The organism is Streptomyces rubiginosohelvolus (genome assembly GCF_014649875.1).
Classification (GTDB): Bacteria; Actinomycetota; Actinomycetes; order Streptomycetales; family Streptomycetaceae; genus Streptomyces; species Streptomyces rubiginosohelvolus.
Genome location: NZ_BMTW01000001.1, coordinates 1,416,016 through 1,438,659 on the forward strand (window position 1 = coordinate 1,416,016; position 22,644 = coordinate 1,438,659).

18 protein-coding genes and 1 pseudogene are annotated in these 22,644 nt (G+C 70.8%); 13 read left to right on the forward strand and 6 right to left on the reverse strand.

The window, feature by feature from the left end; translation table 11 throughout:
• Nucleotides 1-94 precede the first annotated feature (94 nt).
• A complete protein-coding gene (locus IE134_RS06780; RefSeq protein WP_032781543.1) occupies nucleotides 95-1,921 on the reverse strand; it encodes an acyl-CoA dehydrogenase in 1,827 nt (608 codons plus the stop codon).
• A gap of 168 nt (nucleotides 1,922-2,089) precedes the next feature.
• Between IE134_RS06780 and IE134_RS06785 the strand changes: the two genes are divergently transcribed.
• From IE134_RS06785 to IE134_RS06795, 3 genes and pseudogenes are all read left to right on the forward strand, one after another.
• Nucleotides 2,090-2,557, forward strand: coding sequence for an SseB family protein (locus IE134_RS06785; RefSeq protein WP_006125898.1), 468 nt, complete (start codon nucleotides 2,090-2,092; stop codon nucleotides 2,555-2,557).
• 178 nt (nucleotides 2,558-2,735) lie between these two features.
• A pseudogene (locus IE134_RS06790) lies at nucleotides 2,736-3,498 on the forward strand (pirin family protein).
• Nucleotides 3,499-3,563: 65 nt separating this feature from the next.
• Nucleotides 3,564-4,676, forward strand: a complete 1,113-nt coding sequence (locus tag IE134_RS06795) for an AI-2E family transporter (protein ID WP_126932542.1) — start codon at nucleotides 3,564-3,566, stop codon at nucleotides 4,674-4,676.
• Nucleotides 4,677-4,818: 142 nt separating this feature from the next.
• Here the strand turns inward: IE134_RS06795 and IE134_RS06800 are convergent, their stop codons facing one another.
• Entirely contained in the window at nucleotides 4,819-6,936 is a 2,118-nt protein-coding gene (locus IE134_RS06800) for an ATP-binding SpoIIE family protein phosphatase (RefSeq protein WP_098894030.1), read from the reverse strand.
• Nucleotides 6,937-7,100: 164 nt separating this feature from the next.
• On the opposite strand from IE134_RS06800, the gene aspS reads away from it, so the two are divergent.
• The gene (gene aspS, locus IE134_RS06805; RefSeq protein ID WP_030707571.1) at nucleotides 7,101-8,894 is read left to right on the forward strand and encodes an aspartate--tRNA ligase; all 1,794 of its coding nucleotides are present in this window, start codon (nucleotides 7,101-7,103) and stop codon (nucleotides 8,892-8,894) included.
• Nucleotides 8,895-9,131: 237 nt separating this feature from the next.
• A complete protein-coding gene (locus tag IE134_RS06810) occupies nucleotides 9,132-9,923 on the forward strand; it encodes a L,D-transpeptidase family protein (protein ID WP_189429828.1) in 792 nt (263 codons plus the stop codon).
• 85 nt (nucleotides 9,924-10,008) lie between these two features.
• Here IE134_RS06810 and metG read toward each other — a convergent pair whose 3' ends face one another.
• On the reverse strand, nucleotides 10,009-11,622 hold the full coding sequence (gene metG, locus IE134_RS06815) for a methionine--tRNA ligase (protein ID WP_189429830.1): 1,614 nt from the start codon (nucleotides 11,620-11,622) through the stop codon (nucleotides 10,009-10,011).
• Nucleotides 11,623-11,804: 182 nt separating this feature from the next.
• Here metG and IE134_RS06820 point away from each other — a divergent pair, with 182 nt between their 5' ends.
• Both IE134_RS06820 and IE134_RS06825 read left to right on the forward strand, forming a co-directional pair.
• Nucleotides 11,805-12,458, forward strand: a complete 654-nt coding sequence (locus IE134_RS06820) for a response regulator transcription factor (RefSeq protein ID WP_189429953.1) — start codon at nucleotides 11,805-11,807, stop codon at nucleotides 12,456-12,458.
• Nucleotides 12,455-13,747, forward strand: a complete 1,293-nt coding sequence (locus tag IE134_RS06825) for a sensor histidine kinase (RefSeq protein ID WP_189429832.1) — start codon at nucleotides 12,455-12,457, stop codon at nucleotides 13,745-13,747. The genes IE134_RS06820 and IE134_RS06825 overlap by 4 nt, the downstream gene beginning before the upstream one ends.
• Here the strand turns inward: IE134_RS06825 and IE134_RS06830 are convergent.
• Nucleotides 13,681-15,249: a VWA domain-containing protein gene (locus IE134_RS06830; protein ID WP_189429834.1), complete on the reverse strand. Its 1,569-nt coding sequence runs from the start codon at nucleotides 15,247-15,249 to the stop codon at nucleotides 13,681-13,683. The two genes, IE134_RS06825 and IE134_RS06830, sit on opposite strands and share 67 nt — an antisense overlap.
• A gap of 294 nt (nucleotides 15,250-15,543) precedes the next feature.
• Between IE134_RS06830 and IE134_RS06835 the strand changes: the two genes are divergently transcribed.
• Together IE134_RS06835 and IE134_RS06840 are read left to right on the forward strand one after the other, a co-directional pair.
• Nucleotides 15,544-17,613: a PhoX family protein gene (locus IE134_RS06835; protein WP_189429835.1), complete on the forward strand. Its 2,070-nt coding sequence runs from the start codon at nucleotides 15,544-15,546 to the stop codon at nucleotides 17,611-17,613.
• A gap of 93 nt (nucleotides 17,614-17,706) precedes the next feature.
• Nucleotides 17,707-18,132, forward strand: coding sequence for an RNA-binding S4 domain-containing protein (locus IE134_RS06840; protein ID WP_030707580.1), 426 nt, complete (start codon nucleotides 17,707-17,709; stop codon nucleotides 18,130-18,132).
• Nucleotides 18,133-18,177: 45 nt separating this feature from the next.
• Here the strand turns inward: IE134_RS06840 and IE134_RS06845 are convergent, their stop codons facing one another.
• The gene (locus tag IE134_RS06845; RefSeq protein ID WP_030707581.1) at nucleotides 18,178-18,423 is read right to left on the reverse strand and encodes a DUF2630 family protein; all 246 of its coding nucleotides are present in this window, start codon (nucleotides 18,421-18,423) and stop codon (nucleotides 18,178-18,180) included.
• Between the two features lie 78 nt (nucleotides 18,424-18,501).
• Entirely contained in the window at nucleotides 18,502-19,431 is a 930-nt protein-coding gene (locus tag IE134_RS06850; protein ID WP_189429837.1) for a hypothetical protein, read from the reverse strand.
• 131 nt (nucleotides 19,432-19,562) lie between these two features.
• On the opposite strand from IE134_RS06850, the gene IE134_RS06855 reads away from it, so the two are divergent.
• From IE134_RS06855 to IE134_RS06870, 4 genes are all read left to right on the forward strand, one after another.
• Nucleotides 19,563-19,970 (forward strand): hypothetical protein, encoded by a 408-nt coding sequence (locus IE134_RS06855; protein ID WP_030707585.1) that lies wholly within the window; start codon nucleotides 19,563-19,565, stop codon nucleotides 19,968-19,970.
• Between the two features lie 115 nt (nucleotides 19,971-20,085).
• A complete protein-coding gene (locus IE134_RS06860; protein ID WP_030707590.1) occupies nucleotides 20,086-20,655 on the forward strand; it encodes an NADPH-dependent FMN reductase in 570 nt (189 codons plus the stop codon).
• A gap of 143 nt (nucleotides 20,656-20,798) precedes the next feature.
• Nucleotides 20,799-21,770 carry a daunorubicin resistance protein DrrA family ABC transporter ATP-binding protein gene (locus IE134_RS06865; protein ID WP_030707592.1) on the forward strand — a complete coding sequence of 324 codons (972 nt, stop codon included), beginning with the start codon at nucleotides 20,799-20,801 and terminating at the stop codon, nucleotides 21,768-21,770.
• A complete protein-coding gene (locus IE134_RS06870; RefSeq protein WP_030707595.1) occupies nucleotides 21,767-22,624 on the forward strand; it encodes an ABC transporter permease in 858 nt (285 codons plus the stop codon). Before IE134_RS06865 ends, IE134_RS06870 begins: the two co-directional genes overlap by 4 nt.
• Nucleotides 22,625-22,644: the final 20 nt, after the last annotated feature.

A 22,644-nucleotide genomic window follows, 5' to 3' on the forward strand; every position in this document is an offset into this window, starting at 1 on the left:
CTCGCTCCCCGGTCCGCCGATCGTGCGACAGCGCCGCCGCCCGGACGGTCTCCGGGCGGCGGCGCTGTCGGATGTGCTGAGTTGCTGGGAGGTCCTAGAAGGCGGCCTCGTCCAGCTCCATCAGCGAGTTGTCGATCGACTCGGCGAGCGCGCGCTCGGTCGAGACGCCCGGCAGGACGTTCGCGGCGAAGAACTTCGCGGCGGCGATCTTGCCCTGGTAGAAGGGCACGTCCTTCGCGGAGGCGGTCGGCAGCTTCTCGGCCGCCACGGCCGCGCCCTTGAGCAGCAGGTAGCCGACGACGACATCGCCGGAGGCCATCAGCAGGCGGGTCGTGTTGAGGCCGACCTTGTAGATGTTCTTGACGTCCTCGCCGGTCGCGGTGAGGTCGGTGATCATCGTGCCGACGATCGCCTCCAGGTCCACGGCGGCCTTGGCGAGGGAGTCCAGCGCGGGGGCCAGCTCCTCGTTGCCCTGGGCGCCCGCGAGGAACTTCTTGATCTCCTCGGAGAGCGTGTTGAGCGAGGCGCCCTGGTCGCGGACGATCTTCCGGAAGAAGAAGTCCTGGCCCTGGATCGCGGTCGTGCCCTCGTAGAGGGTGTCGATCTTGGCGTCCCGGATGTACTGCTCGACCGGGTACTCCTGGAGGTAGCCGGAGCCGCCGAAGGTCTGGAGCGACTGCGCGAGCTGCTCGTAGGACTTCTCGGAGCCGTAGCCCTTCACGATCGGCAGCAGCAGGTCGTTGAGGCCGTTCAGCGCCTTGGCGTCCTCGCCCGCGGCCTCCTGCTCCTGGATCGCGTCCTGGACGGTGGCGGTGTACAGCACGAGGGAGCGCATGCCCTCGGCGTACGCCTTCTGCGTCATGAGCGAGCGGCGCACGTCGGGGTGGTGCGTGATGGTGACCTTGGGCGCCGTCTTGTCCATGAAGTTCGCCAGGTCCGGACCCTGGACGCGCTCCTTGGCGTACTCCAGGGCGTTCAGGTAGCCCGTGGAGAGGGTGGCGATGGCCTTCGTGCCGACCATCATGCGGGCGAACTCGATGATGCGGAACATCTGGCGGATGCCGTCGTGCTTGTCACCGATCAGCCAGCCCTTGGCGGGGTGCTGGTCGCCGAACGTCATCTCGCAGGTGTTGGACGCCTTGAGGCCCATCTTGTGCTCGACGTTCGTCGCGTACACGCCGTTGCGCTCGCCCAGCTCGCCGGTCGTCCAGTCGAAGTGGAACTTCGGGACCATGAAGAGCGAGAGGCCCTTGGTGCCCGGTCCTGCGCCCTCGGGGCGGGCCAGTACGTAGTGGATGATGTTCTCGGACATGTCGTGCTCGCCCGAGGTGATGAAGCGCTTCACACCCTCGATGTGCCAGGAGCCGTCCTCCTGCTGCACGGCCTTCGTCCGGCCGGCGCCCACGTCCGAGCCGGCGTCCGGCTCGGTCAGCACCATCGTCGAGCCCCACTGCTTCTCGACGGCGATCTCCGCGATCTTCTTCTGCTCCTCGTTGCCCTCGTCGAAGAGGATGCCGGCGAAGGCCGGGCCGGAGGAGTACATCCACACGGCCGGGTTCGAGCCGAGCAGCAGCTCCGCGTAGCCCCAGATCAGGGAGCGGGGAGAGGTGGTGCCGCCGATCTCCTCGGGCAGGCCCAGACGCCAGTACTCGGAGTCCATGAAGGCCTGGTACGACTTCCTGAAGCTCGCCGGGACCGGGGCGGTCTTGGTCTCCGGGTCGAAGACCGGCGGGTTGCGGTCGGCGTCGGCGAAGGAGTCGGCGAGCTCGTTCTCCGCGAGGCGGGCGATCTCGTCCAGGATGCTCTTCGCGGTGTCGACGTCCATCTCACCGAACGGACCGGTGCCGTACACCTTGTCGCGCCCGAGGACCTCGAAGAGGTTGAACTCGATGTCGCGGAGATTCGACTTGTAGTGCCCCATGGGAAGGCTCCGTAATCAATAGCAGTGGCGCCACAGCGCCCCGGGGAGTGATGCGGGTCGGGCGACAGGCAGGCGTGGGTCTATCAGCTGACCTCTCCGATGATGCTACCCGTCAGTAATAAGGCGCAACCCCTCAAGCCGGAGATGTGTCCGATTACTCTTTGCAGCATGTACGGCTACGACCAGAACCCTGGTGCTCAGCAGCAGATGGGTCAGATGGGCCAGATGGGTCAGATGGGCGGCGGCTACGGGGAGCAGCCGCTGTATCCCGAACCGTCGCCGCCCTCCCTGGCCGACGCGGTCCGGGCCTTCACCACCGGCTCCCTCTCCGCCGAGGACTTCCAGCAGATCTTCGCGACGTCGAAGGTCTACTGCCCGCGCGGCGACAACCCCGGCTTCCTGGCGCTGCACAACACGCAGCAGCCGGTGATCCCGATGTTCACCACGCTCAAGGAGCTGCGGCGGTACGCGGGCAAGGAGTCGAAGTACTTCGTGATCACCGGGGCCGAGGTGATCGACCTGCTGCCGACGGGGTACGGCTTCGTCCTGGACATGGAGGGCGACCACCGGATGGTCTTCGACGCCAAGGCCGTCGAGCAGATGGTCGACTTCGCGATGCGCCGTATGTACGGCTAGGGGTTCGGGGTGTCCGTGGGTTTCTGACCTGCGGTTTCTTCTGTCGGGCGAGGGCCCGCGCCGACTCGGCGCGGGCCCTCGGTCTGTCGCGGCCGCCCTCCGGGAATGCGCGACGCCTTGCAGGATGTTCACCATTCAACTAAATTGATTTCAGAACACTCGCCCGGAGGTGGCTCCCATGCCCGCAGTGACTGTCGACAACCCGCTGACCCTGCCCAAGGTGGCGGCTTCGGGTGACGCCGTGGCCCACGTACCTGATCGACGGGACCTTCATCCACCAGGACTCCAACGGTGGCGGCGGCACCATCGAGAACGGCGACACCCAGTGGATGACCGCCGGCTCGGGCCTGCTGCACATCGAGGCCCCGCCGGAGTCGCTCGTCCAGTCCGGCGGCCTCTTCCACGGCCTCCAGCTCTGGGTGAACCTGCCCAAGGCCGACAAGATGATGAACCCGCGCTACCAGGACATCCGCGGTGGCGAGGTCCAGCTCCTCGCCTCCCCGGACGGCGGCGCGCTGCTCCGCGTCATCGCCGGTGAACTCGACGGCCACCAGGGCCCGGGCATCACCCACACCCCGATCACGATGATCCACGCCACCGTCCGGCCCGGCGCCGAGGTGACCCTGCCGTGGCGCGAGGACTTCAACGGCCTCGCGTACGTCCTGGCCGGGCGCGGCACGGTCGGTGCGGAGCGCCGTCCGGTCGCGATGGGCCAGACCGCGGTGTTCGGGGCCGGCGGTTCGCTGACCGTCCGCGCGGACGAGCGGCAGGACGGCCACACCCCGGACCTGGAGGTGGTCCTCCTCGGCGGACGCCCGATCCGGGAGCCGATGGCCCACTACGGACCGTTCGTGATGAACAGTCAGGCCGAACTGAAGCAGGCCTTCGAGGACTTCCAGGCCGGCCGCCTGGGCACGGTCCCCGCAGTCCACGGTATGTGACGCTCCGTCACCCGTACGGGGTGCGTCGGCGGGCCCGCCGACGCACCCCGTGATCGGCTGGGAGGGTGCCCGCATCCAAGCCCCTCCTGCCCGACAGCGCCCGCCGCGCCGCCGCCTGGTGCGGGGTGGTCCTGCTCGTCGCGGGCGTCGCCGCCGTCGCGATCTGGCTGGTCGTCGCCCTCAAGACCGCGGTCACCCCGGTGCTGCTGGCCCTCCTCGGCACCGCCCTGCTCGGCCCCGTCCACCGCTGGCTCATCGCGCGCCGCCTCAACCGTTCGCTGGCCGCGGGGCTGACCTGCGCCGCACTCGTCGCGGTGGTCGGCGGCGCCGGGTACATCGTCGTCACCGCCCTCGTCGACTCCGGCGACCAGATCGTCGCCTCGCTGAAGGACGCGGGCCAGTGGGTCGTCGACCACCTGGAGATCGCCGGGGCCACGGACGTCGACGATCTGGCCGACAACGCGAAGGGCCTGGTCGAGAAGTTCGGGGCGAGCGCGGCGGGCGGGCTGCTCAGTGGCATCAGCCTGATCGGTTCGCTGGTGGCGACCAGCGTGCTGGCCCTGCTGCTGACGTTCTTCTTCCTGCGCGATTCGGACCGGGCCGTGAACCTGGCGCACACGGTGGCCCCGCGCGGCACGGGTGACCTGGTGGAGGCCATGGGGCGGCGGGCGTTCGAGGCCGTCGAGGGCTTCATGCGCGGCACCACGTTCATCGCCCTGATCGACGCCGTGTGCATCACGGTGGGCCTGCTGATCCTGGACGTGCCGGGGGCGGTGGGGCTCGGCGCGCTGGTCTTCGTCGGCGCGTACATCCCGTACCTGGGGGCGTTCCTCTCCGGCGCGGTGGCGGTGCTGGTCGCGCTGGCGGACCGGGGGTTCGTGATCGCCCTGTGGGCGCTGGGGGTGGTGCTCGCGGTCCAGGTGCTGGAGGGCCATGTGCTCCAGCCGATGATCCAGAGCCGTACGGTCCAGATGCACCCCGCGATGATCATGATCGCCCTGACGGCGGGAGCGAGCGTGGCCGGGCTGATGGGGATGCTGCTGGCGGTCCCGCTGTGCGCGGCGGCTTTCGGAGTCCTGGGCGAACTGCGCGGGAGGTCCGGGGGCCCCGAGAACCCCGCCCCGCCGGAGACCGGCCCCGGCCCGTCGGGCACCCCTCCTAGCCCGTCCGGCGCTTGAGGACGGAACCGTCGCGCCCGTGGGCCCGCGCTTGCTGTGGGCCGGGGCCCGGCAGACCCAGACCGTCCGGCGCTTGAGGACGGAACCGTCACGGAGACGAGCCCGAGCTCCCGGAGAGCCACGGCCCGGGGCCCTCACCCGCTCAAAGAACCCCCGGCTCATCCGACTCGTACAGCTCGAACCAGATCGACTTGCCCTCCCCCCGCGGATCCACCCCCCACGCGTCCGCCAGCATCTCCATCAGCAGCAGACCCCGCCCGCTGGACGCCATCTCCCCCGGCCGCCGCTTGTGCGGCAGCTCGTCGCTGGCGTCGGCGACCTCGACCCGCAGCCGCCGTTCACCCTGCTCGCCGGAGACCTCCGCCACCATCAGCGCGTCCCCGTCCGTGTGGACGAGCACGTTGGTGGCCATCTCGGAGACCATCAGGACCGCCGAGTCGACCTGCTCGGGGTCGCTCCAGTCGTGCAGCAGCTCCCGCACCAGCTGCCGCCCCACCGAGATCCGCTCCGGCTCGGCCTGCGCGATGGTCAGGACACTCCGGCGCGCCGCCGTTTCCGGGGCCGGGGCGCTCTCACGCCGCAGCACCAGGACCGCGATGTCGTCCTCCCGCCGGTCCGCGAGCGGTCCCGTCGTGTAGTGCGAGGTCGGCCCGTGCACGGCTTGGACCAGGGAGTCGGCGAGCTGTTCCAGGTCCTCCACCGGCTTCTCCAGGACCGGGCGCAGCCGGGTCCAGCCGGTCGCCATGTCGTGCCCGCCGGTCTCGATGAGGCCGTCCGTGCACAGCATGATCGTCTCGCCGGGTTCCAGGACCACCCGGGTGGTGGGGTAGTCGGAGTCCGTCTCGATCCCGAGCGGCAGCCCCCCGGCCGTCTGCCGGATCACCGCGGTCCCGTCGGCGCTGATCACCACCGGGTCGGGGTGGCCCGCGCGGGCGATGTCCAGGGTCCCGGCCTCCGGGTCGACCTCGGCGTACAGGCAGGTGGCGAAGCGCGGAGCCGGGGGTTCCTCGTCGCCCTCGACGCTCTCGTACGCGTCGGTGAGCCCGGAAAGGAAGCGCGAGGCCCGGGCGAGCACGGCGTCCGGGCGGTGCCCCTCGGACGCGTAGGCGCGCAGGGCGATGCGGAGCTGGCCCATCAGTCCGGCGGCCCGTACGTCATGGCCCTGGACGTCGCCGATGACCAGGGCGATACGGCCGTTGGGCAGCGGGATCATGTCGTACCAGTCGCCGCCCACCTGGAGCCCGCCGCCGGTCGGCACGTACCGCGCGGCCACCGTCATCCCGGGGATCTCCGGGCCCAGGGTCGGCATCATCGAGCGCTGGAGCCCCAGCGACAGTTCGCGTTCCGTCTCGGCTACCCCGGCGCGGGCCAGGGCCTGGGCGAGCATCCGGGCGACCGTCGAGAGCACCGCGCGCTCGTCGGGGGAGAACCCCACCGGGTGCTGGAACCCGGCCATCCAGGCGCCCATCGTGCGACCGGACGACACCAGGGGCAGGAAGGCCCAGGACTGCCGCCCGAAGCGCCTGGCGAGCGGCCAGGTGGCCGGATAGCGGCGGCGGTACTCGTCGGGGGAGGGCAGGTAGATCGCGCGGCCGGTGCGGACGACCTCGGCGGCCGGGTAGTCGGTGTCCAGGGGCATGTCGGTGAAGGGTTCCTCGTCCCCGATGTTGTGCCCGTGGTGCCCGATGATCGTCAGCCGCTCCCCGGCGGAGCCGAAGACCGCGAGGCCGTCCGGGGAGAAGCCCGGCATGGACAGGGACCCGGCGACCCGCAGCACCTCCGCGGTGGACCGGGCCTCGGCCAGCGCCCGCCCGGCGTCCAGCAGGAACGCCTCCCGGGACCGCCGCCAGTCCCCGGTGATCGGCGTGTGGGCGGCGTCGGTGGCGCCGGGCTGCGGCTCGGCGACCTCCTGGAGCGTGCCGTAGAGGACATAGGCCTCGCTGTCGGCGTCCTCGTCCGTCCGGAAGACCGGCTTGGAGCGGCTGCGCACGGTACGCAGGACCTGCCCGCGCTCGTCCACGATCCGCAGCCGCGCCTCGGCGAGGCTGCCCTCGGCGACCGCGAGGTTCACCACCCCGTAGATCTCGTTCCAGTCGACCGGGTGGAAACGGGAGCGCACCGCCGCCTCCCGGTAGCTGCCGGGCTCGGGAGGCAGGCCGAGGAGCCGGGCCGCCTCCGCGTCGAGCGTGACCGTGCCGGCTGCGTTGTCCCAGCGCCACAGGCCCGTCGCGATCGCGGCCAGGACTTCCTCGGTGCGCATTGCCCCACTTTAGGAAGATGTGCTCGGTGGACGCCACCGAGAGGCGGCCACCTGCCCAGGGGGCGGCGGGTGCGGCGGACAAAGGGAAATGAAGCCCCCCGGCCCCGGGCGGTAGCCTGGGTAGGCTCAATCCCCACCTAACCGCGAAGACTGGATGAACGACGATGCATCGGTACAGGTCCCACACCTGCGGCGAGCTCCGCGCCTCTGACGTCGGCACCGACGTCCGGCTGAGCGGCTGGCTGCACAATCGCCGAGACCTGGGCGGCATCCTCTTCATCGATCTGCGCGACCACTACGGTCTGGTGCAGCTCGTCGCCCGCCCCGGCACCCCCGGCAACGAGGCCCTGGCGAAGCTCACCAAGGAGACCGTCGTCCGGATCGACGGCAAGGTCTCCGCGCGTGGCGCGGACAACGTCAACCCGGAGCTCCCGACCGGCGAGATCGAGATCGAGGTCTCCGAGGTCGAGGTGCTCGGCGAGGCCGCCCCGCTGCCCTTCACGATCAACACCGAGGACGGCGTCAACGAGGAGCGCCGCCTGGAGTACCGCTTCCTCGACCTGCGGCGCGAGCGCATGCACCGCAACATCATGCTGCGCTCGGCCGTGATCGCCTCCATCCGCTCCAAGATGGTGGCCCTCGGCTTCAACGAGATGGCGACCCCGATCCTCACCGCGACCTCCCCCGAGGGCGCTCGTGACTTCGTCGTCCCGTCCCGGCTGAACCCCGGCAAGTTCTACGCGCTGCCGCAGGCCCCGCAGCAGTTCAAGCAGCTGCTGATGATCTCGGGCTTCGACCGCTACTTCCAGATCGCGCCCTGCTTCCGTGACGAGGACGCCCGCGCGGACCGCTCGCCGGGCGAGTTCTACCAGCTCGACGTCGAGATGTCCTTCGTCGAGCAGGAGGACGTCTTCCAGCCGATCGAGAAGCTGATGACCGAGCTCTTCACCGAGTTCGGCAACGGCCGCGAGGTCACCTCGCCGTTCCCGCGCATCCCGTTCCGCGAGTCGATGCTGAAGTACGGCAACGACAAGCCGGACCTGCGCGCCAAGCTGGAGCTCGTCGACATCTCCGACGTCTTCGCCGACTCCGGCTTCAAGGCGTTCGCCGGCAAGCACGTCCGCGCGCTGCCGGTCCCGGACACCGCGGGCCAGTCCCGGAAGTTCTTCGACGGTCTCGGTGAGTACGCCGTCGAGCACGGCGCCAAGGGCCTGGCCTGGGTGCGCGTGGGCGAGGACGGCACGCTGGCCGGACCGATCGCCAAGTTCCTCACCGAGACCGACGTCAAGACGCTCACCGAGCGCCTCTCGCTGGTCCCGGGCCACGCCGTCTTCTTCGGCGCGGGCGAGTTCGACGAGGTCTCCAAGATCATGTCGGCGGTCCGGGTCGAGGCCGCCAAGCGTGCCGGCCACTTCGAGGAGGGCGTCTTCCGGTTCTGCTGGATCGTCGACTTCCCGATGTACGAGCGGGACGAGGAGACCGGCAAGATCGACTTCTCGCACAACCCCTTCTCGATGCCTCAGGGCGGCCTCGCCGACCTGGAGGAGAAGGACCCGCTGGACATCCTCGCCTGGCAGTACGACATCGTCTGCAACGGCATCGAGCTGTCCTCGGGCGCCATCCGTAACCACGAGCCCGAGCTGATGCTCAAGGCCTTCGAGATCGCCGGCTACGACCGCGAGACCGTCGAGCACGAGTTCGCGGGCATGCTCCGCGCGTTCCGCCTCGGCGCCCCGCCGCACGGTGGCATCGCCCCCGGCGTCGACCGCATCGTCATGCTGCTCGCGGACGAGCCGAACATCCGCGAGACCATCGCCTTCCCGCTCAACGGCAACGCCCAGGACCTGATGATGGGCGCCCCGACCGAGCTGGACGAGACCCGTCTGCGCGAGCTGAACATCCAGCTGCGCAAGCCGGTCGCCGCGAAGGGTGCGTCGGAGAAGCCCTCCGACCAGTAGTTCGTACGGTCCCGCTCTGCGGATGTTTCACGTGAAACAGCCCCCGATCACCCGATCGGGGGCTGTTTCGTTGCATACCCGCGAGCGCCGGTGACGGCCGGGCGACGTGGTACAGCCGGATGGCCCCGGTTCGGGTTCGGCCGGTGCGGGCCCGGCAAAGACTGGCACCGAGACACCCCTCTCGCAGCCCGTCCTGCCGCGTCGCGCCGCCCGCCGCCATCCGAGGAGCCCACCGCCGTGTCCCTCCCCCGCCGCCCACCCGCCCTGCTCGCCGCACCGCTCTTCGCCCTGGCCCTGCTGCTCGCCGGCTGCTCCTCCGGCGCCGCTCCGGAGAAAGCCCCGGTCGGCGTTCCGGGGCAGGGCGCCGCGGGCCCGCAGTCCGACGCCGCGTCCGCCCTCCGGTCCTCCGCCGGACCGACGCCCGCCCCGAGCCCCACCGAGATTCCGGACCTGGGACCGGAGACCCTGGCCCAGATCCCCGCCGAGGCCCAGCAGGCATTCGTGGTCACCGGCGAGGAGGCCGACTCCTACCGCTCCAGTGCGGTCCTGTACAGCCGCGCGGACCCGGCACAGGGCTGGGAGCCGGTGGCGGGGCCCTGGCCGGCGCACAACGGCATGGATGGCTGGACGGACTACCACGTGGCGGGCGACCGGAGATCGCCCACGGGCGTCTACTCCCTCACCGACGCGGGCGGCCGGCTCCCCGACCCCGGGGCGCTGCTGCCGTACGACGAGCACCCCCGGTTCGCGGTGGACGGGGAGGGCTTCTTCGGCGAGCCCCTGGAGGGCTCCTTCGACTACGTCGTCGCGATCAACTACAACCGCAAGGAGGGCGTCAGCCCCCTCAACCGCACCCGCCCGCTCGGCCTCGAACGCGGCGGCGGCATCTGGATCCACGTCGACCACGACGGCCCGACCCAGGGCTGCGTCTCCGTCCCCGAGGAGCGCATGGAGGAGCTCCTGCGCACCCTGGACCCGGCGATGAACCCGGTCATCGTGATGGGCGACGCGGAGACGCTGAGGCGGTGAAGGAAGCCGGTGAGCAGGGGGAGGAACGCGAGGAGCCCGGGACCGCGATCAGCGGTCCCAGGCTCCCGGCGTACGTACGGAGGCGTTACGCCGGCTTCTCCTCCAGGCGCGGGAACAGCACCGCGCCCTTCGTCACCGTCGCCCCCGCGGGCAGGGTGCCCCAGACGCCCGCGTCCTGGACCTTCTGGTCGGCCAGGGCACCCAGGGACTCCTCGGCGCCCAGGGACTCCCAGAGCTTCTGCGAGGTCTCCGGCATCACGGAGTTGAGCAGCACCGCGACCCCGCGCAGCGACTCGGCGGCCGTGTAGAGGATGGTCGCCAGACGGGCCTGGCCCTCCGGGGTGGTGTCCTTGGCCACCTTCCACGGCTCCTGCTCCGTGATGTAGCCGTTGACCTGCTTCACGAAGTCGAAGGTCGCCAGGATGCCGCCCTGGAAGTCCAGCTCCTCGCCGATCTTCCGGTCGGCCGTCGCCGCGGCCTTCGCCAGGCCGTCCCGCACGGCCTGCTCGGCGTCACCGGCGGCCGTGTCCTCCGGCAGCGCACCGCCGAAGTACTTGCCGACCATCGCCGCCACGCGCGAGGCGAGGTTGCCGTAGTCGTTGGCCAGCTCGGAGGTGTAGCGGGCGGAGAAGTCCTCCCAGGAGAACGACCCGTCGCTGCCGTAGGAGATGGCCCGCAGGAAGTACCAGCGGTACGCGTCCACGCCGAAGTGCGAGGTCAGGTCCTGCGGCTTGATGCCGGTCAGGTTCGACTTGGACATCTTCTCGCCGCCGACCATCAGCCAGCCGTTGGCGACGACCTTGCCCGGCAGCGGCAGACCCTGCGCCATCAGCATCGCCGGCCAGATCACCGAGTGGAAGCGGAGGATGTCCTTGCCGATCAGGTGCACGTTCGCCGGGAACGTACCGTCGAACTTCTCCTGGTTGGCGCCGTAGCCGACCGCCGTCGCGTAGTTGAGCAGCGCGTCGACCCACACGTAGATGACGTGCTTGTCGTCCCACGGCACCGGGACGCCCCAGTCGAACGTCGAGCGCGAGATCGACAGGTCCTGCAGACCCTGCTCGACGAAGTTCACGACCTCGTTGCGCGCCGACTCGGGCTGGATGAAGTCCGGGTTCGCCGCGTAGAACTCCAGCAGCTTCGGGCCGTACTCGCTGAGCTTGAAGAAGTAGTTCTCCTCCTTGAGGAGCTCCACCGGCTTCTTGTGGATCGGGCAGAGCTTCTGCCCGGCGAACTCGCCCTCGCCGTCGACCAGATCGCCGGGGAGCTTGTACTCCTCGCAGCCCACGCAGTACGGGCCCTCGTACCCGCCCTTGTAGATCTCGTCCTTGTCGTACAGGTCCTGCACGAACTCCTGCACCCGGTCGGTGTGCCGCTTCTCCGTCGTCCGGATGAAGTCGTCGTTCGCGATGTTGAGGTGCTCCCAGAGGGGCTTCCACGCCTCCTCGACGAGCTTGTCCGCCCAGGCCTGCGGAGTCACGTCGTTCGCCTCGGCCGTGCGCATGATCTTCTGACCGTGCTCGTCCGTGCCGGTGAGGTACCACACCTTCTCGCCGCGCTGGCGGTGCCAGCGCGTGAGCACGTCGCCTGCGACGGTCGTGTAGGCGTGGCCCAGGTGAGGAGCGTCGTTGACGTAGTAAATGGGGGTCGAGACGTAGTACGCCGTCGCCCCCTGCTTCTCGGATCCAGTGGCCGCCATGGTCGAAATCCTAACGGCCCGATCAAGATCCACTCACATCGATAAACGGCGGCCGGTGCGCGGACGGAGGAAGGCCCTCCGGTGGAGAGCTTTGCGAAACATCCCCTCACGTAATGGTTCCCGTAGGAAAGTCGCATCCTGGGAGGGAGCGGACAAGCGTGCACGAGGCAGGGGACATCACGATGCGGGTACTGGTCGCCGAGGACGAGGAGATCCTCGCGGAGCTGGTCGCCACCGGACTGCGCCGGGCCGGATTCGCCGTCGACACCGTGTACAGCGGGGACGCGGCCCTCGCCTATCTGGGCCTCCACGACTACGACGTCGTCGTCCTCGACCGCGACCTCCCCCGGGTCCACGGCGACGACGTGGCCCGCCGGCTCGTCGCCTCCGGCTCCCGCACCCGGATCCTGATGCTCACCGCCTCCGGAGCCATGGAGGACCGGGTCGCCGGGCTCGACCTGGGGGCCGACGACTACGTGGCCAAGCCGTTCGAGTTCCCCGAGCTGGTCTCCCGGGTACGCGCCCTGCGCCGACGCAGCGCCCGGCCCGTACCGCCCCAGCTGGAACGGCATGGCATCCGGCTCGACCCCGTACGGCGCTCGGCGCTCCGCGACGGCCGGGACCTGGATCTCTCCCCGAAGGAGTTCACCGTGCTGCAACTGCTGCTGGAGGCCGACGGCGGAACGGTCAGCGCGGAAGAGCTGCTGGAGCGGGCCTGGGACGCCAACGCCGACCCGTTCACCGGTGCCGTGCGCGTCTGCATGAGCAAGCTCCGGGCCAAGCTCGGCGAGCCCGCGCTGATCCGCACCGTGCAGGGCGTCGGGTACGCCCTGTGAAGCGGCCGTCCCCGTTGCGGCGGCTCGCGGACGCCTCGAAGCTGCCGCACTCGACGATCCGCACCCGTATCGCCCTCGTGTACGGCGGTGTCTTCCTGGTGCTCGGCACGGCCCTGCTGGCCACCGTCAACCTGGCCTCCCGCGCCGGTACGGAGACCGAGGCGCGGGCCATCGCCTCCACGGCGGTGGTCGTCGTCCCGCCCGGGTACGCCGTGAAGGGACCCTTCATCGCCCGCAGCTCCACCGGATCGCCCACCGCCTACGAACTCACCGACCATGTCAGCGACGCGGCGGGCAAGCAGCTCCTGAACTGGTCGTTCGCCGCGCTGCTCGTGATGACGGCGGGCGCGGTCGGGGTGGGCTGGTGGATAGCGGGCCGGGTCCTGCGGCCCGTCCACGCGATGACCGCGAAGGCCCGCCGGCTCTCCGAGAAGACCCTGCACGAGCGGATCGCGTCCAGCGGACCGGACGACGAGCTGAAGGAGCTGGGCGAGACGCTGGACGCGCTGCTGGGCCGTCTGGAGAAGGCGTTCGACAGCCAGCGGAGATTCATCGCGAACGCCTCGCACGAGCTGCGGACCCCGCTGGCCACGCAGCGTGCCGCGATCCAGATCGGCCTGGACGACCCGTCCCCCGAGGACCTCGTCCGTACCCGGCAGACCCTGCTGGACACCAACCGGCGCAGCGAGCGCCTCATCGAGGGGCTGCTCGTGCTGGCCCGCAGCGAACGGGGCCTGGCCACGGACGAGCGCGAGGTGGTCCGCCTCGACCACGTGGTCAGGGAGGAGACGGCCCGGTATCCGGCGGTACGGGGCGGGGGCGACAGCCCGGAGGGCCGGGGCGCGGGCGGTGCGGGCCCGGTGGTGAACGTCGCGGTGGCCGCCTGTTCCGTGCGCGGCAACCGGCTGCTGCTCGCCCAGCTGGTGGCGAACCTGCTGGCCAACGCGGTCACGTACAACGTGCCGGGCGGCTCGGTGGAGGTCGCGCTGAGCGACGAGGGGGGCCTGCTGGTGCGCAATACCGGGCCGGTGGTCTCCGAGGCCGACGTCGCGGGGTTCTTCGAACCGTTCCGGCGGGGCGAGGGCCGGGACCGGATGGGCCCGGGGTCGGGCCTCGGCCTGTCGATCGTCCGGTCGATCGCGATGGCCCACGGCGGTACGGTCACGGCGGTCCCGGGCCCGGAGGGCGGCGGTCTCGCCGTGACCGTACGACTGCCGGTCGATCAGTCCCCGGAGCCGGCCTCGCGCGCGGCGGTCCAGTCCGGCAGCCCGGCGAGGATCTCCCGGTAGAGTTCGGCGTCCGCGATCTCGCGGGGGGCCGGTCCGGCGTGGAAGAACCCGGCGTTCGGCGCGCCGAGCTTCCGCAGGAAGTCGAAGCCCTTCGCGTCCTGCTCGCCGAAGGCGACGAACTGGAAGAACAGCGGCAGCCGCGCCGCCTCCGTGAGGGCCTGCCGGGCGGCCTGCTTGGCGTCCGGCGGACCGTCCGTCTGGAAGATCACGAGAGCCGGACCGGTGGCCTCCGCCTTCTCGTAGTCCGCGACGACCTCCTCGACCGCGCGGTGGTAGTGCGTCCGGCCCAGTCGGCCGAGGCCCGCGTGCAGCTCGTCGACGCGGCCCTCGTGGCCGGAGAGCTCCAGGGAGCCGGTGCCGTCGATGTCCGTCGAGAAGAAGACGACCTGCACGGTGGCGTCCTCGTCGAGGTGCGCGGCGAGCGCGAGCGTCCGGTCGCCCAGGTGCTGGGCACTGCCGTCCTTGTAGAACGGCCGCATGGAGCCGGAGCGGTCGAGCACCAGGTAGACGCGGGCGCGGAGCCCGGTCAGCCCGTGCGCCCTGAGCGCCGCCTGCGCCGCCTTGTACGGGTCGGCGAGCTGCGGAGCACGCGACTTGACCCGAGCGAGCGTGGTGGCGGGCTTGCCGGGGGCGGGCTCCGACGCGGCCGGGACCGGCTCCGCCGCTGCGGCGGGTGCCACCGGGGGCTCCACGACGGCCGGGGCTTCTGCGGCGGCAGGGGTCTCCACGACCGCCGGGGCCTCTGCGGGCTCCGGGGTTGCCACGACGGTCGGGGGCTCCACGGGCTCCGGGATCTCCAAGACGGCCGGGGCCTCCGCGACGGCCGGGGCCTCCTCGGGCTCCGGTGCCGTCGCGGCTTCGGAGGCCTTGGGGGTCTCGGGCGCCTCGGTGGCCTTGGGGGCCTCGGCGGCGGCCTGGGGCGCCTCGGGGGTGCTCTCCGGGGCCTCTGCCGGTGCTTCCGCCTCCGCCGGTGCCGGATCGGGCGTGGACTCCTGAGCCGGTGCGGCCTTCGCGGCCTCGTCGAGGTCGAGGTCGATCGTGATCGGCTCCGGCGTCGACGCGGGAGCCTCGGCCTTGACGGGCTCCTCGGCGGCCAGCGGTTCGCCGGCCTTCTCGGCTGCCACCGGCTCCTCGGGCTTCTCCGCCTTCGGGGAGTCCTTCGGGGCGTCTGCCGGAGCGTCGTCGAGGGTGTCCTCGGGAGCCGTCCCCTGCGCGGGGACGGTCGGGGACACCGGCGCGGCGGCCGCCTTGTCGAAGGCCGCCGCCACCAGGTCGGCGGCCGGCGAGCCGTCACGGTCCGCGGATCCGGCGACGGGGGACGAGGGCGAGGCCGGGGCCGGGATCGACGCCTTCGGCTCCGCCGCGGGCTCGGCCGCCGAAGTGGTCTCCGGCTCCGTCTCCTTGGGCTGAGTGCGCTCGGCCTGGGGCGGGACGGTGGCCGTGGTCGGCTCGTCCTGCTCCGTGCGGCCGAACACCTTACGCAGCAAGCTCCGAATGCCCATGGGCGAGGCCTTTCGCATGAGTTGGGTGCGGGGAATGTCCGACCTGGGGCGAATTCATCCCTCGCCAGGACGGATACGTAAGGTTAGCGGCCGGATCCGGCCGTTCGCCGGTGCGGCCCACCCCTGCGTCAACCGAGCCGAAACCGTTCCCGGACCGAGTCCGCCGCGGTGTCCACCACCGGCCCTCAAAGGAACAGCGGTGGCCCGGACTTCACCCGCCGTTCACCGGGAGTCCCTCGGACCGGGTGGAGGCGCACCTACCGTCACGCACGACACCAGACGGAGGGAATCCACGTGCGCAATCTGCTGCCGTTCATCAGCTCGCATCCCGGCGGGCGTTCCGCGCTGACCTGCCGCTTCCGCTGCGGAGACGCCTGCTTCAAGGAGACGCCCAACACCAGCGACAACGAGTACGCGGGCGACATCATCGCCAGCGCCGTGTCGCGCCGCTCGATGATGCGCGCCGCCGCCGTGGTCACCGTCGCCACCGCCGCCGGGACCGCCGCGCTGACCGGCCCGAGCGCCCCGCAGGCCGAGGCCGCCGCGCTCGCCGGGCACGGCGGCAAACCGGGCCGTCCCCAGAAACCGGGGGCGTCCGGCGCGCGTGGCCTGCGGTTCTCGCCGGTCGCGCCCAACAAGGACGACAAGGTCACGGTCCCCGACGGGTACGCCCAGAACGTGGTGATCCGCTGGGGCGAGCCGATCCTGCGCGGCGCTCCCGCCTTCGACCCGGACAAGCAGACGGCGAAGGCGCAGGCGGGCCAGTTCGGTTACAACAACGACTTCCTCTCCCTGCTCCCTCTGCGCGGCGAGCGCGGCCGTCAGGTCATGGTCGCGAACCATGAGTACACGGACGAGATCCTCATGTTCCGCGGTTACGATCCGGCCAACCCGACCCGCGAGCAGGTGGAGATCGCCTGGGCGGCGCACGGACTCTCCGTGGTCGTCGTCCAGGAGGAGCACCGCACCGGGAAGCTGGGCCCGGTCAACCGGCACCCGCTCAACCGCCGGCTGACCGCGACCAGCGAGTTCCGTATGACGGGCCCGGCCGCCGGGAGCACCCTGCTGCGCACGTCCGCCGACCGCACCGGCCGCAAGGTGCTCGGCACCCTCAACAACTGCGCGGGCGGCACCACTCCGTGGGGCACCACGCTGCACGGCGAGGAGAACTTCAACCAGTACTTCGCCAACGGCACGACCGCCATGCACAAGCGGTACGGGATCGGCACGAGCGCCTCCGAGCGCAAGTGGGAGCGTTTCGACCGGCGGTTCGACCTGGCGAAGGAGCCCAACGAGGCCAACCGCTTCGGCTGGGTCGTCGAACTCGACCCGTACGACCCGGACTCCACCCCGCGCAAGCGGACCGCGCTGGGCCGGTTCAAGCACGAGGCCGCGCAGCCCCGGCTCACCTCCGACGGCCGCCCGGTCGTCTACATGGGCGACGACGAGAAGTTCGACTACCTCTACAAGTTCGTCTCCAGCAAGCGCATGAAGAAGGGGAACTCGCGTGCTGCCCGCGAGCACAACCTGACGCTGCTGGACGAGGGCACGCTGTACGTCGCCAAGCTCACCGGCGACTCGCCGGTCAACGAGATCGACGGCACCGGAAAGCTCCCCAACGACGGGGAGTTCGACGGCAGCGGCGTCTGGATCCCGCTGGCCACCGGCACCACCTCGCACGTCCCCGGCATGACCGCCGAGGAGGTGTACGTCTACACGCGCCTCGCCGGTGACAAGGTCGGCGCGACCAAGATGGACCGCCCCGAGGACGTCGAGCCCTCGCCGCGCACCGGCCGGGTCTACGTGGCGCTCACCAACAACTCGGACCGCGGCAAGGAGGGCAAGCCCGGCACGGACGAGGCGAACCCGCGCAACGCCAACAAGCACGGCCAGATCCTGGAGCTCGCGGAGAACTGGGACGACCCGACGAGCGACGGCTTCGCCTGGCGGTTGTTCCTGGTGGCGGGCGACCCGGACGACCCGGCGACGTACTTCGCCGGCTTCCCCAAGTCGAGCGTCAGCCCCATCTCCTGCCCGGACAACGTGGCGTTCGACGCCCACGGCAACCTGTGGATCTCCACGGACGGCAACGCGCTCGGCTCGCACGACGGGCTGTTCGGCGTGGCCACCCACGGTGACCGGCGCGGCGAGTTGAAGCAGTTCCTCACCGTTCCGACCGGGGCCGAGACCTGCGGCCCGGTCATCCAGGACCGCCGGGTCCTGGTGGCGGTCCAGCACCCGGGCGAGATCGACGGGGCCTCCGTGGAGAAGCCGGCGAGCACCTGGCCCGACGGACCGGGCAAGATCGTCCGCCCCTCGGTCGTCGCCGTCTGGCGCAAGGACGGGCGCGACATCGGCGTGTGAGGTCCAGAAGGACGCAGGAAGCAGGAGACCGGGCGGCAGGCGGGGGCTTTATCGGCTCTCGCCCGCCGCCCGGTCCGCATTAGAGTCGGAGGCATGGTTTCGGGTGACGCGCCGCAGGCGGAGGGAAGCGTCCGGGTCGACGTGTGGATCTGGTCGGTCCGGCTGACGAAGACCCGTGCCCAGGCGGCCGCCGCCTGCCGGGCGGGACATGTGAAGGTCGGCGGCGACCGGGCCAAGCCCGCACAGGCCGTACGCGTCGGCGACGAGGTGCGGCTCCGGCACGCGGGACGGGACCGGGTGGTCGTCGTCTCGAAGATCGTGAAGAAGCGGGTCGGACCGCCGGTGGCCGTGGAGTGCTTCGTCGACAACAGCCCGCCCCCGCCGCCCCGCGAGATCGCGATCCAGGTGCCCGTACGGGACCGGGGCGCGGGCCGCCCGACCAAGCGCGACCGCCGGGAGATGGAACGGCTTCAGGGCCGCTCGCCGGAGAACCTTCCGGGCCGCTCGCCGGAGAACTGAGCCCACGGCGGACCCCCGGTCCGGTGTTTCACGTGAAACACCGGGTCAGCTCTGGTACCCCTCCACCTCGTCGGCGGGGCGGACCTTCGCCGTCGAGGGGTCCTCGCCGTACTCGCTGAGCGCCCGCCTCCGGCGCAGCAGGTCCCAGCACTGGTCGAGTTGGACCTCCACCGCCCGCAGCCGGGCCTTCTCGTCCGTGGACAGGCCCATCTTCGCCACGGAGCGGTCGCGCAGGTCGCGTTCCTCGGAGACCAGTTCGTCGATGTTCTCGAAGATGTCGCTGTCGGCCATGACGCCTCTTTCGGGTTCGTTCGGCGGCGGTCGTCGCTCGGTGGCCCTCCCGGGTCCCACTCTCACCCGGGCATCGCCTCATCGCACGTCGGCCCGGGCCTTCCCGCGCCGCAGGAGCACCCGGGCCAGCACCGCCCCCACGAGCAGGACCGCACCGACCGCCAGCACCCACCACACCGTGGTCCGCAGCGAGGCGGTCAAGGCGTCGACGACCGCGGCGGCCGCGTCCCGGTCACCGCTCGGCACCTCGTCCAGCACCCGGCCGCGGCCGACCGTGACCAGCACCCGGAGCACGATCGCACCGAGCACGAACCCCGCGCCCACGATCGCGGTGGCCCACAATCCGGCCCGCAGCCCGCCCCGTACGGTCGCGATGCCCACGACCAGGACGAGGAGCACCAGCGTGGCGACGGCCGGCCAGATGCTGCAGTAGCGGAGCCAGCGGAACGAGTCCCGGAGTTCGTCGGCCTGACCGGGGCCGAGCAGCGTGATCTCCGTCCGCTCGACCGGGATCTGGTCCGCGAACGGCACCCCGTCACGCACCAGGTCCTGTTTGACCTGGTCGATCACCGGGGCCAGATCGATCGTGACGGCCTGACCGCTGTCGCCGTCCAGTGCGGCCTTCACCGCCTGGTGGGCGACACGGTTCGCGGTGTCCCAGGCGTCGCGGAAGGCCTCGGTGGTGGTGAACGACCGCACGGTCTCGTGCAGGAACTCCCGGACCGTGTCCTGGAGCGGGCCGAGATCGATCCGCCGCATCGCCTCCTCGGTGACCAGGTCCGTGACGGTGGCCTGGACCGCCGGGTCGGAGGAGAGCGGGGACACGGCGGCCACGTACCGGTCGGTGTCGTCGATCTCCAGGTCGACCCAGGCGGAGAGCGCGCTCAGCGGCACGAGGACGGCGAGCAGGACGAGCAGGACCGCCGAGAGTGCCGCCGGGACCGCCGAGATCGCCGAAGCCGGGGCGGGCGACGGGGGCGGGGAGGTTGCCGAGGAAGAGGTCCGCACTCCTCCAGACAATCCCTTCCGGAGCCGGGCCGCTCCGGACCGTACGCCATTCGAGTTGCCGGGCGGCGCGGTCGGGTGTGCTCTGGAGAAACGGGGGCGTGCGACGGGGGCGACGGAAGGAGCTGTCCGCGATGGCCACACACGCAGCCATGCCCGGCCGAAGGGGGGCCCGCGCCCATGCGCGGACCCGTCATCACACCCCGCTCGCCTGGGCACTGCCTCTGGTGCTCGGCGTGATCTACGGGTTCTACGCGGCGTTCATCCGCCGCGACGGCGGTCCCAGCACCGGCGGGCAGGTCCTGCTCGGTCTCGTCTCCGGGGTCGCTCTGGCGGCCCTCTGCTTCGCGCTGGGCCGGATCCAGCGCTCGCTGCCCCGCGAACTGCGGGCCGCCGCCTACGGCGCGCTGACCGCGTGTGCGATCGGCTTCCTGGTGAGCCTCACCGATACCAGCGTGCTGCGGTCGACCGGCCTGGGGCTGGCCGTCGGGGCGGGCGTCCTCGTCGTGTCGTACTACTACCTCTACTCGCGGGAGACCTGAAGCCCGTCGGGCGTTCCGGGCTCCTCCGACCGTGCGCGCGGCCGCCAGATTCAATCTGGCGGCCGCGCTTCTCCGTCTCGCGCCCAAGAGGTGAGACCGGGAGGAGGAACGAGCGATGACGACGGACAGCGCTCCGCTGCGGGTGGCGGTGATCATCGGCAGTACCCGTGAGGGCCGCATCGGCGATGCGGTCGGCCGCTGGTTCATGGAGCGGGCCCGGCACCGGAGCGAGCTGGACCTCGCCGTCCTCGACCTCGCCGATTTCGACTTCCCCGTGCACTACCCGGGGCGGGCGACCGACCAGATGACGGAGTTCACCGAGGAGATCGCCAGGGCCGAGGCCTTCGTCGTGGTCACCCCGGAGTACAACCGCTCGTTCCCCGCCTCCCTGAAGCAGGCCATCGACTTCGCCTACGACGAGTGGCAGACCAAACCGGTCGCCTTCGTGAGCTACGGACACGGCTCCGCCGGGCTGTACGCCGTGGAGCAGCTGCGTTCGGTCTTCACCGAGCTGCACACCGTGACCCTGAGGAACGGGGTCGCGCTCGACATCCTCCAGCAGTCGCTGGAGGAGCACCCCGGCGACACCGGACGGGACCGGTCCGTGGGTCTCATGCTCGACCAGCTCGGCTGGTGGGGCTGGGCCCTGCGCGAGGCGCGCGCCGTCCGCCCCTACGTCTCATGAGTCCTGCGTCTCACGAGCGGCTCCGTCTCACGAACAGCCGGAGCAGGGCGCGGATCTCAGACCCGGATCTCAGACACGGATCTCAGACCCGGATCTCAGACCCGGATCAGCGACTTCCCCCGACAACCACCAAGGAATGGATCATGAGTACTGAACTGGCCATCGAGACCACGGGGCTGGTGAAGGTCTTCGGCGACAACCGCGCGGTGGACGGCATCGACCTCGCGGTCCCCACCGGCACCGTCTACGGCGTCCTCGGACCCAACGGCGCCGGCAAGACCACCGCCGTCCGCATGCTCGCGACCCTGCTGCGCCCCGACGGCGGCTCGGCCCGGATCTTCGGCAAGGACGTCGTGAAGGACGCCGACGCGGTCCGCAGCCGGGTCAGCCTGACCGGCCAGTACGCCTCGGTGGACGAGGACCTGACCGGCGCGGAGAACCTCGTCCTGCTCGGTCGGCTGCTGGGCCACGCCAAGCCGGCGGCCCGGGACCGGGCGGAGCAGCTGCTCGACGGGTTCGGGCTGAGCGAGGCGGCGGGAAAGCAGGTCAAGAACTACTCGGGAGGCATGCGGCGGCGCATCGACATCGCCGCGTCCATCCTGAACACCCCGGACGTGCTGTTCCTGGACGAGCCGACCACCGGACTCGACCCCCGCAGCCGCAACCAGGTGTGGGACATCGTGCGGGCGGTCGTCGCCCACGGCACCACGGTCCTGCTGACCACCCAGTATCTGGACGAGGCCGACCAACTGGCCTCCCGTATCGCCGTGATCGACCAGGGCAAGGTCATCGCCGAGGGCACCAAGGGCGAGCTCAAGGCCTCCGTCGGCGCCGGCACCGTCCATCTGCGGCTGCGGGACGCCGACCAGAGGGCCGAGGCGCAGCAGGTGCTGGCGCTCGCGCTGAACGCGGACGTCCAGCTGGACGCGGACCCGGTGGCGCTGACCGCCCGGGTCGACGGGCAGAGCACCGAGCAGGGAGCGGCGGAGCAGGCGGGGCGTGCCCTGGCCGAGCTGGCCCGGTGCGGCATCACGGTCGACAACTTCTCGCTGGGACAGCCCAGCCTCGACGAGGTCTTCCTCGCACTCACGGACAAGAAGGGAGTGGCGGCATGAGCACCGCGACCGCCAAGACGGAGCCTGAGGACGTCCAGCTCGCCGCGCCCGACCAGGAACGCCTCTCGGCGCTCCTGGTGGGCCAGGAGCGGCCCCCGAGGCCCAGCGCCCTGTCGGCATCGATGGCCTTCGGCTGGCGCGCCATGCTGAAGATCAAGCATGTGCCGGAGCAGCTGTTCGATGTGACGGCTTTCCCGATCATGCTGGTCCTGATGTACACGTACCTCTTCGGAGGGGCGCTGGCCGGCTCCACGGAGGAGTACATCCAGTTCCTGCTGCCCGGCATCATGGTGATGAGCGTCGTGATGATCACGATGTACTCGGGTATCGCGGTGAACACGGACATCGCCAAGGGAGTCTTCGACCGGTTCCGCACGCTGCCGATCTGGCGGCCTGCCCCGATGGTCGGCTATCTGCTCGGCGACGTCCTGCGCTATCTGCTGGCAGCGGTGGTGATGCTCGGCGTCGGCATGATCATCGGGTTCCGGCCGGAGGGCGGGGTGCTCGGAGTGCTGGCGGGCATCGCTCTGCTGATCGTGTTCTCGTTCGCGTTCTCCTGGATCTGGACGATGTTCGGTCTGCTGCTGCGCTCCGAGAAGTCGGTGATGGGCGTCAGCATGATGGTGATCTTCCCGCTGACCTTCCTCAGCAACGTCTTCGTCGACCCGAAGACGATGCCGGGCTGGCTCCAGGCCTTCGTGAACAACAGCCCGGTCACCCACCTCGCCACGGCGGTACGCGAGTTGATCGCGGGCAACTGGCCGGCCGCCGACATCCTCTGGACGCTGGGTTGGTCCGGGGTGCTCATGGCGGTCTTCGGTGCGGTGACGATGCGGCTGTACAACCGCAAGTGACCGACGGCGGGCGCGCCCAC

What these genes read in the sequence shown, in the direction of transcription:
- IE134_RS06780 (WP_032781543.1), bottom strand. Translation starts at nt 1,921, where the DNA reads ATGGGGCACTACAAGTCGAATCTCCGCGACATCGAGTTCAACCTCTTC.
- IE134_RS06785 (WP_006125898.1), top strand. Translation starts at nt 2,090, where the DNA reads ATGTACGGCTACGACCAGAACCCTGGTGCTCAGCAGCAGATGGGTCAG.
- IE134_RS06800 (WP_098894030.1), bottom strand. Translation starts at nt 6,936, where the DNA reads ATGCGCACCGAGGAAGTCCTGGCCGCGATCGCGACGGGCCTGTGGCGC.
- aspS (WP_030707571.1), top strand. Translation starts at nt 7,101, where the DNA reads ATGCATCGGTACAGGTCCCACACCTGCGGCGAGCTCCGCGCCTCTGAC.
- metG (WP_189429830.1), bottom strand. Translation starts at nt 11,622, where the DNA reads ATGGCGGCCACTGGATCCGAGAAGCAGGGGGCGACGGCGTACTACGTC.
- IE134_RS06820 (WP_189429953.1), top strand. Translation starts at nt 11,805, where the DNA reads ATGCGGGTACTGGTCGCCGAGGACGAGGAGATCCTCGCGGAGCTGGTC.
- IE134_RS06830 (WP_189429834.1), bottom strand. Translation starts at nt 15,249, where the DNA reads ATGGGCATTCGGAGCTTGCTGCGTAAGGTGTTCGGCCGCACGGAGCAG.
- IE134_RS06840 (WP_030707580.1), top strand. Translation starts at nt 17,707, where the DNA reads ATGGTTTCGGGTGACGCGCCGCAGGCGGAGGGAAGCGTCCGGGTCGAC.
- IE134_RS06845 (WP_030707581.1), bottom strand. Translation starts at nt 18,423, where the DNA reads ATGGCCGACAGCGACATCTTCGAGAACATCGACGAACTGGTCTCCGAG.
- IE134_RS06855 (WP_030707585.1), top strand. Translation starts at nt 19,563, where the DNA reads ATGGCCACACACGCAGCCATGCCCGGCCGAAGGGGGGCCCGCGCCCAT.
- IE134_RS06860 (WP_030707590.1), top strand. Translation starts at nt 20,086, where the DNA reads ATGACGACGGACAGCGCTCCGCTGCGGGTGGCGGTGATCATCGGCAGT.
- IE134_RS06865 (WP_030707592.1), top strand. Translation starts at nt 20,799, where the DNA reads ATGAGTACTGAACTGGCCATCGAGACCACGGGGCTGGTGAAGGTCTTC.
- IE134_RS06870 (WP_030707595.1), top strand. Translation starts at nt 21,767, where the DNA reads ATGAGCACCGCGACCGCCAAGACGGAGCCTGAGGACGTCCAGCTCGCC.